Here is a 13,046-nt window from a genome sequence, read left to right as displayed (position 1 = left end):
TTGAAAGGTCGCCATGTGCACGTGGCGGCCTTTTTTGTTGGGCCAGAGGTTCATTCTCTCAAGGCCGCGCAGGCAACAGGTATGTCGAAGACGCAACACAGCCACCTGAACCCGTGAGTTGTTGCGGTGCACAAGGAAGCTTATTTTCTGAGTGCAGATGACAAAGACGGTCATCGACCTTTTTGACAGAACTGGAGCTAATAAAATGGCTGCGACACATAGCGTTTCGCTGTTCGAGGTCTTCTCGAACGCAGCGGTCTCCTTCGGCCATTCCCTTCACCGCATAATTGAAGATTATGGCCGCGCCCGCGCTGCCAGCGCCCTTTATGAAGAACTTTCGGCATTGAACGACGAACAGCTTGCTGAAATGGGCCTTGAACGCGATCACATCGCCCGAACCGTTTATCAGCGCGTTTTCGACGCCTGATTGGTCAAAAAATGCGCAATGCAGGGATTGATCTTGCTGAAAATTACATGCAGCCGTCAAAGGCGCATTGACAGCAGGAACACTGGCCCCCTACATCCCTTGCAGCATGGAACGGACAGTTCCTGATCTCTCAAGGGTGGATTGGAATGACGGAAACGCGGATTGATCGCCGGTTCAAGGCCTGTGCAGAAGCTGGACGGCCAGCGCTTGTGACCTTTATCACGGCAGGTGATCCGGATCTCAAGACCTCTCAGGATGTGCTTGACGCCCTTCCGGCAGCTGGCGCTGATGTCATTGAACTTGGCATGCCGTTTTCCGATCCCATGGCCGAAGGTGTGCCGATCCAGCTTGCCACGCAGCGTGCGCTCAAAGCGGGTCAGACAATGGCCAAAACGCTTCAGATGGTGCGTGACTTTCGCAAGAAGGACAACGACACCCCTATCGTGCTGATGGGATATTATAATCCAATCTACGTTCGCGACCCGAAGGTTTTCGTGAAGGAAGCCAAGGACGCAGGCGTTGACGGCCTGATCATCGTTGATATCCCGCCGGAGGCAGACGACGAGCTCTGCATTCCCGCGCTGGAAGCTGGCATCAATTTCATTCGCCTTGCCACGCCGACGACGGACGACAAGCGCCTTCCTGCAGTTCTCGCCAATACATCCGGCTTTGTCTATTACGTTTCTGTGACCGGCATTACGGGTTCTGCCATTGCCGACACATCGCGCGTGGCGACGGCTGTAAATCGCATCAAGGGCCACACAGACCTTCCGGTGGCTGTCGGCTTTGGTGTGAAGACCGCTGATCAAGCCGCTGAAATCGGCAAGGGTGCTGACGGCGTGGTTGTTGGCTCCGTCTTGGTCAATGCGATCAAGGACAGCCTTGATGATGCCGGAATTGCAACGGATAAGACTGTTTCTGCGGTAACCACATTGGTTTCCGATTTGGCAGGGGGTGTTGCTCGCGCGCGCAGCTCGTGAGACAACGCCACTTCTATTTGAACCCGTATACTCGAACTCAATAAACGGACAGGCTCCCCGTGAACTGGATCAACTCCCTCGTTCGGCCGAAAATTCGCGATCTTCTGAAGAAGCGTGAAGTTCCGGAAAACCTCTGGATCAAATGCCCGGAAACGGGCGAGATGGTTTTCCATCGCGATCTGGAAGCCAATCATTGGGTTGTGCCGAACTCTGGACATCACATGAAGATCCCGGCCAAGAAGCGGTTGGACACGTTCTTTGATGATGCAGCTTATGAGCGGATTGAAACACCGGAAGCCCATGCAGATCCGCTCAAGTTCCGGGACACAAAGCGCTACACGGACCGTTTGAAAGAAAACCGCTCCAAGACTGGAGAGACGGACGCTGTGCTTGTTGCCAAGGGCAATGTAAATGGCATGGCGATGACAGCCGCCGTTCAGGATTTTGCATTCATGGGCGGGTCTCTAGGCATGGCAGCCGGAGAAGCGATCCTGACCGGCATGCAGAAGGCCGCTGAGCATCAAACGCCCTTTGTCCTGTTTGCCGCATCAGGCGGTGCCCGCATGCAGGAAGGGATTTTGTCCCTGATGCAAATGCCGCGCACGACTGTCGGCGTTCAGATGCTTCGCGAAGCAGGCCTGCCCTACATCGTTGTTCTGACCAATCCGACAACTGGCGGCGTTTCGGCCTCCTATGCGATGCTGGGCGATGTTCATATTGCTGAGCCGGGCGCGCAGATCGGCTTTGCCGGTCGCCGTGTGATTGAGCAGACCATTCGTGAAAAGCTTCCAGAAGGCTTTCAAAGCGCTGAGTATCTGCTGGATCATGGCATGGTCGACATGGTGGTCAGCCGTCATGAACTCAAAGACACGATTACAAAAATCTGCGGCATACTGTTGAAGCGTGAGATTGAGCTGCCGAGCGTTGTCGAAGAAGAAGCCGAAGAGGTGGAAGCAGCGGACGAGGGCGTAACGGATACAGCTGAAGACGCACCTGAAGCATCAGCGGAACCGGCCGAAAGCGAAGATAACAAAGAAAAGGCCTGATCTCCCCAAAGGCCGAGCCCAACAAGAGGCGCAGGACGGGGCATCGTCCTGCAACCCGCGTGATTGAGTAGAGTGAGAGCGTATGGACCAGGTCTCCGAGATACTTGATCGCCTGCTTTCCCTTCATCCAAGCGAAATTGATCTGACCCTAGAGCGAATGGAGCGTCTGTTATTGGCGCTGGGCTCTCCGGAAAAGTCCTTGCCCCCGGTCATTCATATTGCCGGAACCAACGGCAAGGGCTCTGTGACTGCCATAATGCGAGCGCTTCTGGAGGCAGGCGGCAAGCGATGTCATGTCTACACCTCCCCTCACCTCGTTAAATTCAACGAACGCATCCGTCTTGGCACGGATGGTCAGATCGTCTCCGATGAAAAGCTGAAAGATGCCCTCCTGCGCTGCGAAACAGCCAATGCGGGAGAGGAAATCACCTTTTTCGAGGTCACCACCGCTGCCGCACTCCTGCTCTTTTCAGAAAATCCGGCGGATGTGGTTTTGCTTGAAGTTGGATTGGGCGGGCGGCTTGATGCCACCAACGTGATCGAAAATCCTGCGGCTTGTGTCATCACGCCGGTCTCAATGGACCATCAGGATTATCTCGGCCCCACACTGGCTGGAATTGCGCTTGAAAAGGCTGGAATATTAAAACCCGCTTGCCCAGCTGTGATTGGTCCGCAGCAAGATGAAGCCTTGCCAATCATGGAAATGGCAGTGGCGCGCTTGAGGATCCCTCTGAAACTATATGGTCAGGATTACATGGCCTATGCCGATCAGGGGCGACTGGCATTTCAGGATGAAGACGGCCTGTTCGATCTCCCCTTGCCCAATTTGGTCGGCGCGCATCAGGTTTCCAATGCAGCCATGGCAATCGCAGCGCTGAAAGCCGCTGGATTTTGGCCTGGTGAAGAGGCTGCGGCCAAGGCACTGCGGTCAATCGAATGGCCCGGTCGTCTGCAATCCCTGACGAGCGGGCGGGTGCTTGACCTGTTGCCGGAAGGTGCAGAAGTCTGGCTGGATGGTGGTCACAATCCGGATGCTGCCGTTTCTATTTCGGCATTTATGGGCGATCGCGAAGAACAAAGCCCGAAGCCGCTTTATCTGGTGTCCGGAATGCTCAATACGAAGGATCCGGTCGGCTATTTCCGCCCCTACGAGGGCCTTGCACGCCATGTTGCAACGGTTCCTATCCGTTCATCATCCAATGGAGTTGATCCGCTTCTCTTGGCAGATCACGCCAGAACGGCAGGGTTGGAGGCAACACCGTTTCCGTCGTTGGATGATGCATTTGCCGACATTCGAAGCTGTGCAGAGCGAGATGGAGAAAGCCCAAGGGTGCTGATTTGTGGGTCGCTTTATCTGGCTGGCGATATTCTGAAAATGAATGACATGCCCCCTCGCTAATCACGGCCTAAATGCCTATCTTCGCAGCATTGGTTGAGTGATGTTGCGGAGTGTTTTCATGTCCTTACCTCGTATTACCGCTGGATTTTGTGCTGTGTCACTGGCTTTGGCGGTGCCTGCAACGGGTCAGGATTATGAGCGCCCGCCGGTACAAACTGCCGCCGCAATCCTCCATGGCAAGGAAGTCGGGCCAGGTTACCTCGTGGAATCCAAAGTCCATAGCGAGGGATTTTTAAGGGTTTTTGAGGTTCAGACCGTCCAAGGCATAGAGCGTGTGGTTGGGGATGGGTTGTTGAAGCTGCGCCTGTCCGAGGTCAAGGCTCTGACGGCGCTTGATGGATTGAAGGCAGATCAGTCCTTCCTAGAAGGGTTAAAGGAAGCAGCAAAACGGCCAGCTGATTTTGTCAAAAGCACTGTTGAAGATCCGATTGGAACGGCCAAAAGCACGGTAACCGGTGTTGGGCGCGTGTTTGGGCGACTGGCACAGGGGGTTGAAAACACGGTCACAGGAAAGGGTGGATCGCCGGAAGATCTGGCCAAGGCAGTGACGGGGACAGATCGCACACGCCGTGAGCTGGCTGTCGAGATCGGTGTTGATCCTTACACGACCTACGCTCCGCTTTCTGCGAAATTGACGGAAACCGCCAGCGTGACGACCATCGGAAAATGGACAGTGACAGCGATTACCGCGTTGATCCCCGGTGGTGCGATTTCCTCGTTTGTCGGAACAGCGGAAAGCTTACGGACTTTGATTGTCGACAGCACGCCGAGCGAACTGCACGAACGGGCAGCGCCCGCGCTGAGACACGCTGGTGCAAACGAAGGAGATATTAGCGGATTTTTGTCGAACCGAAACTACACACCAACCGAACGGATCGTCTTTGCCTACCGCCTGCAGGCCATTGCAAACGTCAAGGGGCGTGAACTGCTTGTGGCTCAGGCTGCAGCAGCTCAAACCCGTGAAGACGCCTACATTCAGTTGCGGCGGATTGTCCTGACAGAGACCTATAACCGGACAGAGGCACAGTTGAGCCAATTTCGCATGGTCGCTGGTTTTCCGGTTGCCCTTCGCTTTGACGGTGGTGCAGCGCTTGTAGTTCCGCTCGACATGATTGCCTGGACCGAGACAACCGCAAAGGTGATGTCAGGGCTCCATACTGGTTTGACCGGTCAACCGTTTCCGCCGAAAACCGTGGACTTTCTCAGCACAGGTACGGTGACGGACCTTGCAGGTCAAAACATGGTATCCTTTGGCTGGACGGTGATGTCCGAGTACCCAATGCCGCCCGGACCAATTCACTAGCGTCCTGTCTTCTAAACGGTTTCCAGAACAGGCGCAGACAGACCCGCCTCCCATCCAAGAATAGCCCGTTTGCGGGTCAGACCCCAGTGATACCCGCACAAGTCTCCCTGTCGCCCAAGAACCCGATGACAGGGAACCACAAAGGATATCGGGTTTTTCCCGACCGCAGTTCCAACCGCTCGAGAGGCGGACGGCTTGCCAATATGCTCCGCAATGTCCGAATAGGTGGTTACCCGGCCCATGGGAATGCGTAACAGGGTCTGCCAGACCCGGATTTCGAAGTCGGTTCCGATCAAAACAACGTTCAACGGCTGGTCTTGCTGCCAGTTTCCCGGTTCAAACACGCGTTTGGCATAGGGTGCTGTCTGGGCCATATCTTCAACATATGCTGCAGCTGGCCATCTGGAGGCCATGTCTTCAAAAGCATCCGTTTCCTCGCCGAGATCAGCAAAGGCGAGACCTGCAAGGCCCTTGTCAGTCGCCATAATGAGGACGGAGCCAAACGGGCACGGATGAAAGCCATAAAAAACCGTCAGGCCGGAACCGCGCGTGCGATAAGCACCTGGTGTCATGGCTTCATGAGTTACAAATAGGTCATGAAGGCGTGCTGGCCCTGAAAGCCCGACCTCAAAACTCGTATCCAAGACACTAGCTGAGTCACGTAAAAGCGATTTGGCATAGTCGAGTGTAATGGCTTGCAGAAATTGCTTTGGTGTAAGCCCCGCCCAGCGCGAAAACACGCGTTGCAACTGGATTGGCTGCAGGCCTACCTCCCCGGCAAGCTCTTCAAGGCTTGGTTGGGCGCGCCAGTCTCTGGTGATCCGTTCCAGCGTTTGCCGAACAATCTTGTAGTCTGCTTCTGCTTCCGGCCCGACAGAGATTTTGGTCGGACCATTGTCCAGCGTTTCGGGGTTGATTGCTTTGGTCATGCCAGCCTGCTGTTTTGCTCTTTTAAGACCCTAAACGCAGCGGCGGCAAGGTGCTACCCGATTTGCGAGCGACAGGCTCAAGCGCGCAGATCAGTGAAATGGTTTACTGCACCAACTGGACTTTTGCGCGTGTTCAGCAACAAATTGGTTTCGGTGTTGGCGATGCCTTCAATCAGGCGAATGCGGTTCAGTGCTTCATCAAAAGCGCTGAGGTCCCGGGTCGCGATATCAAGCACGAGATCCCACTTGCCATTCGTGGAATGAATGGCCCTGACCTCCGTCATGGCGCTCAACATCTTGGTGACGGGTTCTGTATTTCGTCCGGCGACTTCGACAAGCGTCACAGCGCGGATCGGGAGATCCCGCCAATCGTCTCGCAAAATGGCAGTGAAACCCAGAATTTCACCCGACTCAATCAGCCGCTCCATCCGGCTTCTGACAGTGGCTCTCGCCGCATTCAGGTCCTTTGCCAAATCAGAAATCGACCGGCGTCCATCGGTGCGCAAAAGAGCGAGGAGTTGGTAGTCCAGATCGTCCATGTTGACCAAATTGTCAGTTATGCCTGCCCGAAATGATAAAAAGGACTGTCTGATTGGTCAAGTCTGCCGATTTACACCGCCAGTTTTGAAAGAGATCATAGACTTCTTTGTTCTCCCAAGGAGGTCACCTGGTGACAAAACGGACGGTACGGCTGGTTGGGGCACCGGTCGATGAAGGCGCGGGCCGGCGTGGATGCCTTATGGGGCCGGATGCCTATCGGACCGCTGGTCTGGAAAAGAATCTCGAAGACTTGGGCCACACGGTTCATGACGACGGGAACCTCGTTTGCCCGCAAACTGGCCCACTGACATGTAAAAACCCGGCTGTTCATCATCTGGAAGAAATCGCAGGTTGGACGCGAGTTCTCTTTGAAACAGCCCGGAAAATCGGTGTGAGCGGAGAGTTCCCGATTTATATGGGCGGCGATCACGCTCTGGCCCTTGGAACTGTGCCCGGACAGGCCGCAGCTGCAGCCGAGCTCGACCGTCCGCTCTATGTCCTGTGGCTGGATGCTCACTCGGACTTTCACAGCCTTGAGACAACTGAAAGCGGGAACCTCCATGGGACACCGCTGGCCTATGCTTGCGGTTTGAAGGGGTTCGATGTGCTGCTCGGCAAGCCGTTGGAACATGTTGTTGACCCGAGCCATGTGGAAATTCTCGGTGTTAGGTCAATTGACCCGCAGGAGCACAAGTTCCTGCTGGAGGCTGGGGCGGGTGTTGACGATATGCGCCGCATTGATGAACACGGCATCGCGGCCCTGCTGCAACCGTTTCTTGATCGCGTAGCCAGAAACAACGGTCTTCTGCACGTCAGTTTGGACGTTGATTTCCTTGATCCGTCGATTGCACCGGCGGTCGGAACAACGGTTCCTGGCGGTGCAACGTTCCGTGAGGCGCATCTGGTCATGGAAATGCTTCATGACAGTGGCCTCGTCACATCCCTCGACCTTGTTGAACTCAATCCATTTCTCGATGACCGCGGCAAGACTGCCCGCCTGATGGTGGATCTGACCGCCAGCCTCTTTGGCCGCAAGGTTTTCGACCGCCCGACACGGAGCTTTTGATCATGACAACCAAGTCCAAGGCCCTTGAGCCATCTGAACTCGCCTATGTGCCATTTGTCAGCGTCGACAACATGATGAAGAACGTTCACTCCTACGGGGTTGAGCCGTTCATGACCGGAATTGCCGAATACATCGAAGAAGATTTCCTCAGATGGGAGAGCTTCGACAAGAAGCCCCGCATCCCGGCCCATGCCCCGCAGGGTGTCATCGAGTTGATGCCAACAAGCGACGGTGAGACCTTTGGCTTTAAATACGTCAACGGCCATCCGGACAACACCAAGGACGGTCGTCAGACAGTCACTGGTTTCGGTGTTCTGTCCGAGCTCTCAACCGGATATCCGGTTCTGTTCACCGAGATGACCATTCTTACTGCTCTCCGAACGGCAGCCAACTCCGCTCTTGCAGCCAAGTATCTGGCTCCGAAAGGTTCCAAGACGATGGCCATTATCGGAAATGGCGCTCAATCGGATTTCCAATGTCTCGCGTTCAAGTCCATGCTCGGTATTACGGACATTCGCGCCTATGACATTGATCCCGATGCAAGTGTGCGTCTGGCCCGCAATCTCGCAAACACCGGCCTTGATGTAACCATCTGCAAAACGCCGGAAGATGCTATCGAAGGCGCGCAAATTGTCACCACGGTGACGGCAGACAAGAAATACGCGACCATTTTGACTGACAACATGGTTGGCTCCGGCATTCACATCAATGCAGTGGGCGGAGATTGTCCGGGCAAGACAGAGCTGCACAAGGACATCCTTTTGCGCTCTGACATTTTCGTAGAATTTCTGGAACAAACCTTCATTGAAGGGGAAGTTCAGCAGCTTGACCGGGATCATCCGGTGACAGAGCTTTGGGAAGTTTATGCAGGAAAGGCTGCGGGTCGCACATCAGACGACCAGATCACCCTGTTCGACAGCGTCGGCTTTGCCATCGAGGATTTCTCGGCCCTGCGGTTTGTGCGCGATCTTCTGCCGAAAACCGGCCATTTTGAGAAACTGGACATGCTGGCCGATCCGGATGATCCACGCGATCTGTTCGGTATGGTGCTGCGATCCAAGAATGATGGAACGGGCGCTGCAGCCTGATCTGCGGCAATTTCGCTTTAAGTAAAAGGGGCAGCGTTAAAGCGCTGCCTCGATCTCCTGAACAATCGCTTCTGCGGCTTTACGGGGATTGTCCGCCTTGGAGATTGGGCGCCCGACGACGAGATAATCACTGCCCGCGATGATCGCATCTGCTGGTGTCATGATCCGTTGTTGGTCTCCGGCCGCGCTTCCTGTTGGCCGAATTCCCGGCGTCACAATCACGAGCTCATCGCCAAGCACCTTGCGCATTGAAGCAGATTCCGTTGCCGCGCAGACAATGCCGCCCATACCACACGCCCGGGCATCCTTGGCACGGTCCTCCACCACATCGGAAATCGGTCCCTTGTAGCCTGCATCAAGCAGATCACCTTCGCTCATGGAGGTCAGAACGGTCACACCCAAGAGGCAAAGGTCCTCAACGCCATCTTCTGTGATCGCCTTAACCGCCGCCCGCATGGTTTTCGGATAGGCGTGAATAGTCATGAAGGTCATGCCCATTTTGGCAACGTTGCGCACAGCCTGCGTGATGGTGTTGTCAATGTCGTGCAGTTTGACGTCCAAAAAGATCTTGTGTCCGTCTGCGGCCAATTCGCGGGCAAACTCAAGTCCACCGGCAAATTGCAGTTCCATGCCAATCTTATAAACGCCAACCGTGCCTTTTGTTGCGCTCACAAGGGCACGGGCGTCATCGACCGTTGGGACGTCCAGAGGAAGGACAAGCCGATCTACGGCAGAGGTCGGAGCGAAGCGACTGCTGGACATGGGGACACCCTTTTCACGAAAAATCCAAGCCGACATAGCAAAGGAACGCAGCAAGAGCCAGTGGCCAAGGCCTAGAGCGGCCAAGTCTTTGGCGAACTCATTGACGTTGCGACCTATTCCCATAACCGAACCGGCCTGCTACAACGTCGCCGCTGCAGGGACTGCTTATGGTTCGAAGCAGCCAAGGCTGGAGGTTATTTGGCATGCGGACAGCATCCGTTGAGCGCAATACGAAGGAAACCAAAATTTCTGTCGAGGTGAACCTTGACGGAACGGGGACATATGACATCCAGACCGGTGTCGGCTTCTTCGATCATATGCTCGACCAGCTGGCACGCCATTCCCTGATCGACATCAAGGTTCGGGCGGATGGGGACACCCATATTGACTTCCACCACACCGTTGAAGACACCGGCATTGCGCTTGGTCAAGCCTTGCGCGAGGCGCTGGGTGATATGGCCGGGATCACACGCTATGCGGACACACACCTTGCAATGGATGAGGCGCTCACCCGCTGCGCAGTTGATGTCTCCGGGCGCCCCTTTCTTGTGTGGGATGTGACTTTTGATCGCGACAAGATTGGTGACTTCGACACCGAGCTTTTTGAAGAGTTTTTCCGCGCATTCACAATGAACGCAGGAATTACCCTTCACATTGCCAATCTTTACGGGTCAAACTGCCACCATATTGCAGAGACCTGCTTCAAGGCTGTGGCGCGGACCTTGCGCACGGCTGTGGAGATCGACCCGCGTCAGGCAGACCGGATACCGACGACAAAAGGGCAATTGGGCGGCTAGGCCGATGACAACATTCCTCGCCATGGTTCCTCCGGAAGCGGGAGGAAAAGTCCGAACAGGTTCGGATGTGGACCGTCTCGTTCTGGTGCCAGACAAGTTCAGTTTTTGCGCGTTCGCCTTTTCGATCCTCTGGATTTTGTATCACCGCCTTTGGATGCTGTTTTTGGGCTATCTGGCGGTGACACTGGTGCTTGAAGTCATCGCAATTCAGGTAGGCGGCGCTGCCACAGTCGCCGTTACCTTTGTCATCTCACTGTTTTTGGGCTTTGAAGCGCAAAATCTGCGCCGCTGGTCCCTTGAGCGTCAGGGCTGGAAAGTGGTGCACCATGTGGTCGCTGCCAGTGCTGAAGAGGCCGAAGCGCGCGTGCTGCAACATGCAGCGCTGGGCATGGCATCGCCTCAGCCGATGCGGGTTCCTGAGCAGGCCACTCCTACAAAACCCAATCCGATAATTCCACGTGTTGGAACAGAAAAGGTTGTCGGCCTCTCCCTTGGGCCGGATAGACGTCAATGACAGTAGCAATCATCGATTATGGCTCGGGCAATTTGCGCTCTGCAGCCAAGGCGTTCGAACGGGCGGCCCGTTCTCATGCCAGTTCTCCGGATGTTGTGGTCACATCCGACCCCGACCGCGTTGCCAGAGCAGACAGAATTGTCCTTCCGGGCGTCGGCGCCTTTGCAGATTGCAAGCGCGGTCTGTGGGCAGTTGATGGCATGGCGGATGCGCTTGAGGAAACGGTTCGCCGCCAGGGCAAACCGTTTCTAGGCATCTGCGTTGGCATGCAGTTGATGGCTGAACGCGGGTTGGAGTTTGAAACAAGCGATGGCCTTGGCTGGATTGCTGGCGATGTCACGGCCATGACCCCTGACAATCCGGACTTGAAAATTCCGCATATGGGGTGGAACACGATCAACGTGTCCAATGCAGCGCATCCGATCCTCAAAGGCATTGAGACCGGAGACAAGGGCCTGCATGCCTATTTCGTGCATTCCTATCACTTTGCCTGCACGAATGAGGAAGACCGGCTGGCGCGTTTTGACTACGGCGGCACCTTCACCGCAATGGTGGCGAAAGACAACATGGTGGGCACCCAGTTCCACCCGGAAAAAAGCCAGCGTCTGGGCCTTGCCCTGATTGCAAATTTCCTTGACTGGGCACCATGAGTAGAAAAGAAAAAAGCATGATCCTGTTTCCGGCAATTGATCTCAAGGATGGCCAGTGCGTCCGCCTGAAATTGGGCGATATGGACCAGGCGACCGTATTCAACGATGACCCGGGTGCTCAGGCAAAGACCTTTGAAGATCAGGGCTTTGAATGGCTCCATGTGGTGGATCTGAACGGAGCTTTTGCCGGTGAAAGCGTCAATGGCGCAGCAGTTGAGGCAATCCTGTCGGCCAGGAAGAACCCAGTCCAACTGGGCGGCGGCATCCGCACGCTGGACCATATCGAGGCCTGGCTCAACAAGGGCATCACGCGAGTGATCCTTGGAACTGTGGCCGTGCGTGATCCGGAACTCGTCAAAGAAGCCTGCAAGAAATTTCCGGGCAAAGTTGCTGTCGGCATCGACGCCAAAGGCGGGTATGTCGCGGTGGAAGGCTGGGCGGAAACTTCCGAGTTGACGGCTATTGATCTTGCCAAGAAGTTTGAAGACGCGGGCGTTTCGGCGATTATCTACACCGACATTGATCGTGATGGCGTCTTGAAAGGCTTAAACATTCCTTCAACGCTGGAACTCGCCAACGCTGTATCCATTCCGGTGATCGCCTCTGGCGGTCTTGCCTCCATTGACGACGTTAAACGCCTCCTGGAACCGGACTGTGCGATCCTCGAAGGTGCGATTTCAGGTCGAGCGCTTTATGATGGACGTCTTGATCCGGCTGAAGCCATGGATCTGATCCGCCAAGCGCGAAAGGCAGCATCATGAGCCTCAAAGCCCGCATTATTCCCTGTCTTGATGTCAAGGATGGCCGTGTCGTCAAGGGCGTCAATTTCGTCGATCTGGTTGATGCCGGTGACCCGGTGGAAGCTGCCAAGGCCTATGACGCAGCAGGCGCAGACGAGCTGTGTTTTCTGGATATCACGGCCAGCCATGAAGGCCGCGACACAATCTATGACGTCGTGCGACGGACGGCGGAAGCCTGCTTCATGCCTGTCACCGTTGGCGGGGGTGTTCGAGCCGTTGAGGATATTCGCAAGCTATTGTTGGCTGGGGCGGACAAGGTGTCCATCAACACAGCTGCGGTCAAAAATCCTGATTTTGTGCGCGAAGCGGCTGAAAAATTCGGGTCCCAGTGCATCGTCGTGTCCATTGATGCCAAGCAGGTCAATGCACCGGGTGAGCCGGATAAGTTTGAAATTTTCACACATGGTGGCCGCACGCCGACCGGAATTGATGCTGTAGAATTTGCCAAAAAGGTTGTGGACCTCGGTGCTGGCGAGTTGCTGGTAACCTCGATGGACCGCGACGGCACCAAGTCCGGGTATAATCTGGCACTGACACAGGCAATTGCAGACGCTGTTCCAGTGCCGGTTATCGCGTCCGGCGGTGTCGGAACCCTCGATCACATGGTCGAAGGGATCCGTGACGGACATGCAACGGCTGTTCTGGCCGCGTCGATATTCCACTTTGGGGAATATTCGATCCAGGAAACCAAACAGCATATGCGCGAGGCTGGTTTGCCCGTGCGGCTCGACCCTTAAGTTCACTT

Annotated in this window: 15 protein-coding genes; 12 read left to right on the top strand and 3 right to left on the bottom strand. The window is 55.4% G+C overall.

The features are described from left to right. Nucleotides 1-205: 205 nt before the first annotated feature. From TRICHSKD4_RS09005 to TRICHSKD4_RS08985, 5 genes are all read left to right on the top strand, one after another. Nucleotides 206-427 carry a hypothetical protein gene (locus TRICHSKD4_RS09005; protein WP_168156998.1) on the top strand — a complete coding sequence of 74 codons (222 nt, stop codon included), beginning with the start codon at nucleotides 206-208 and terminating at the stop codon, nucleotides 425-427. Between the two features lie 146 nt (nucleotides 428-573). After that, on the top strand, nucleotides 574-1,407 hold the full coding sequence (gene trpA / locus TRICHSKD4_RS09000; RefSeq protein WP_009467198.1) for a tryptophan synthase subunit alpha: 834 nt from the start codon (nucleotides 574-576) through the stop codon (nucleotides 1,405-1,407). 59 nt (nucleotides 1,408-1,466) lie between these two features. After that, nucleotides 1,467-2,453 carry an acetyl-CoA carboxylase, carboxyltransferase subunit beta gene (gene accD, locus TRICHSKD4_RS08995; RefSeq protein ID WP_009467197.1) on the top strand — a complete coding sequence of 329 codons (987 nt, stop codon included), beginning with the start codon at nucleotides 1,467-1,469 and terminating at the stop codon, nucleotides 2,451-2,453. Nucleotides 2,454-2,535: 82 nt separating this feature from the next. Continuing rightward, complete coding sequence (locus tag TRICHSKD4_RS08990; RefSeq protein ID WP_009467196.1) at nucleotides 2,536-3,852, top strand: folylpolyglutamate synthase/dihydrofolate synthase family protein; 1,317 nt, start codon at nucleotides 2,536-2,538, stop codon at nucleotides 3,850-3,852. 58 nt (nucleotides 3,853-3,910) lie between these two features. Continuing rightward, nucleotides 3,911-5,155, top strand: a complete 1,245-nt coding sequence (locus tag TRICHSKD4_RS08985) for a hypothetical protein (protein ID WP_009467195.1) — start codon at nucleotides 3,911-3,913, stop codon at nucleotides 5,153-5,155. An 11-nt stretch (nucleotides 5,156-5,166) separates the two neighbouring features. Here the strand turns inward: TRICHSKD4_RS08985 and TRICHSKD4_RS08980 are convergent, their stop codons facing one another. Both TRICHSKD4_RS08980 and TRICHSKD4_RS08975 read right to left on the bottom strand, forming a co-directional pair. Further along, nucleotides 5,167-6,084, bottom strand: a complete 918-nt coding sequence (locus TRICHSKD4_RS08980) for a bifunctional helix-turn-helix domain-containing protein/methylated-DNA--[protein]-cysteine S-methyltransferase (RefSeq protein ID WP_009467194.1) — start codon at nucleotides 6,082-6,084, stop codon at nucleotides 5,167-5,169. 77 nt (nucleotides 6,085-6,161) lie between these two features. Further along, on the bottom strand, nucleotides 6,162-6,623 hold the full coding sequence (locus TRICHSKD4_RS08975; RefSeq protein WP_040616599.1) for an Lrp/AsnC family transcriptional regulator: 462 nt from the start codon (nucleotides 6,621-6,623) through the stop codon (nucleotides 6,162-6,164). 131 nt (nucleotides 6,624-6,754) lie between these two features. On the opposite strand from TRICHSKD4_RS08975, the gene rocF reads away from it, so the two are divergent. Both rocF and TRICHSKD4_RS08965 read left to right on the top strand, forming a co-directional pair. Beyond that, on the top strand, nucleotides 6,755-7,690 hold the full coding sequence (rocF, locus tag TRICHSKD4_RS08970) for an arginase (RefSeq protein WP_040616668.1): 936 nt from the start codon (nucleotides 6,755-6,757) through the stop codon (nucleotides 7,688-7,690). A gap of 2 nt (nucleotides 7,691-7,692) precedes the next feature. Then, the gene (locus tag TRICHSKD4_RS08965) at nucleotides 7,693-8,778 is read left to right on the top strand and encodes an ornithine cyclodeaminase (RefSeq protein ID WP_009467191.1); all 1,086 of its coding nucleotides are present in this window, start codon (nucleotides 7,693-7,695) and stop codon (nucleotides 8,776-8,778) included. 36 nt (nucleotides 8,779-8,814) lie between these two features. Here the strand turns inward: TRICHSKD4_RS08965 and pyrF are convergent, their stop codons facing one another. Further along, nucleotides 8,815-9,540 (bottom strand): orotidine-5'-phosphate decarboxylase, encoded by a 726-nt coding sequence (gene pyrF, locus TRICHSKD4_RS08960; protein WP_040616667.1) that lies wholly within the window; start codon nucleotides 9,538-9,540, stop codon nucleotides 8,815-8,817. A gap of 203 nt (nucleotides 9,541-9,743) precedes the next feature. Between pyrF and hisB the strand changes: the two genes are divergently transcribed. From hisB to hisF, 5 genes are read left to right on the top strand one after another with little or no spacing between them, the layout of a single operon-like run. After that, nucleotides 9,744-10,337 carry an imidazoleglycerol-phosphate dehydratase HisB gene (gene hisB / locus TRICHSKD4_RS08955; RefSeq protein WP_009467189.1) on the top strand — a complete coding sequence of 198 codons (594 nt, stop codon included), beginning with the start codon at nucleotides 9,744-9,746 and terminating at the stop codon, nucleotides 10,335-10,337. Nucleotides 10,338-10,341: 4 nt separating this feature from the next. After that, nucleotides 10,342-10,851 carry a DUF2628 domain-containing protein gene (locus TRICHSKD4_RS08950; protein ID WP_009467188.1) on the top strand — a complete coding sequence of 170 codons (510 nt, stop codon included), beginning with the start codon at nucleotides 10,342-10,344 and terminating at the stop codon, nucleotides 10,849-10,851. Further along, nucleotides 10,848-11,501 (top strand): imidazole glycerol phosphate synthase subunit HisH, encoded by a 654-nt coding sequence (gene hisH, locus TRICHSKD4_RS08945; RefSeq protein WP_009467187.1) that lies wholly within the window; start codon nucleotides 10,848-10,850, stop codon nucleotides 11,499-11,501. The genes TRICHSKD4_RS08950 and hisH overlap by 4 nt, the downstream gene beginning before the upstream one ends. 17 nt (nucleotides 11,502-11,518) lie before the next feature. After that, on the top strand, nucleotides 11,519-12,262 hold the full coding sequence (gene hisA / locus TRICHSKD4_RS08940) for a 1-(5-phosphoribosyl)-5-[(5-phosphoribosylamino)methylideneamino]imidazole-4-carboxamide isomerase (RefSeq protein WP_009467186.1): 744 nt from the start codon (nucleotides 11,519-11,521) through the stop codon (nucleotides 12,260-12,262). Continuing rightward, the gene (gene hisF / locus TRICHSKD4_RS08935) at nucleotides 12,259-13,038 is read left to right on the top strand and encodes an imidazole glycerol phosphate synthase subunit HisF (protein ID WP_009467185.1); all 780 of its coding nucleotides are present in this window, start codon (nucleotides 12,259-12,261) and stop codon (nucleotides 13,036-13,038) included. The genes hisA and hisF overlap by 4 nt, the downstream gene beginning before the upstream one ends. Nucleotides 13,039-13,046 lie beyond the last annotated feature (8 nt).

It is taken from the genome of Roseibium sp. TrichSKD4 (assembly GCF_000148725.1).
Taxonomy (GTDB): Bacteria; Pseudomonadota; Alphaproteobacteria; order Rhizobiales; family Stappiaceae; genus Roseibium.
The sequence above is the reverse complement of the archived record's forward strand: the minus strand, read 5'-3'. Positions and strand labels throughout refer to the sequence as shown.

Coding starts and splice junctions, on each gene's coding strand:
- TRICHSKD4_RS08950 (WP_009467188.1), top strand. CDS start 10,342: ATGACAACATTCCTCGCCATGGTTCCTCCGGAAGCGGGAGGAAAAGTC.
- hisA (WP_009467186.1), top strand. CDS start 11,519: ATGATCCTGTTTCCGGCAATTGATCTCAAGGATGGCCAGTGCGTCCGC.
- TRICHSKD4_RS08990 (WP_009467196.1), top strand. CDS start 2,536: ATGGACCAGGTCTCCGAGATACTTGATCGCCTGCTTTCCCTTCATCCA.
- trpA (WP_009467198.1), top strand. CDS start 574: ATGACGGAAACGCGGATTGATCGCCGGTTCAAGGCCTGTGCAGAAGCT.
- TRICHSKD4_RS08975 (WP_040616599.1), bottom strand. CDS start 6,623: ATGGACGATCTGGACTACCAACTCCTCGCTCTTTTGCGCACCGATGGA.
- hisH (WP_009467187.1), top strand. CDS start 10,848: ATGACAGTAGCAATCATCGATTATGGCTCGGGCAATTTGCGCTCTGCA.
- TRICHSKD4_RS08980 (WP_009467194.1), bottom strand. CDS start 6,084: ATGACCAAAGCAATCAACCCCGAAACGCTGGACAATGGTCCGACCAAA.
- hisF (WP_009467185.1), top strand. CDS start 12,259: ATGAGCCTCAAAGCCCGCATTATTCCCTGTCTTGATGTCAAGGATGGC.
- TRICHSKD4_RS08985 (WP_009467195.1), top strand. CDS start 3,911: ATGTCCTTACCTCGTATTACCGCTGGATTTTGTGCTGTGTCACTGGCT.
- hisB (WP_009467189.1), top strand. CDS start 9,744: ATGCGGACAGCATCCGTTGAGCGCAATACGAAGGAAACCAAAATTTCT.
- TRICHSKD4_RS08965 (WP_009467191.1), top strand. CDS start 7,693: ATGACAACCAAGTCCAAGGCCCTTGAGCCATCTGAACTCGCCTATGTG.
- pyrF (WP_040616667.1), bottom strand. CDS start 9,540: ATGTCCAGCAGTCGCTTCGCTCCGACCTCTGCCGTAGATCGGCTTGTC.
- TRICHSKD4_RS09005 (WP_168156998.1), top strand. CDS start 206: ATGGCTGCGACACATAGCGTTTCGCTGTTCGAGGTCTTCTCGAACGCA.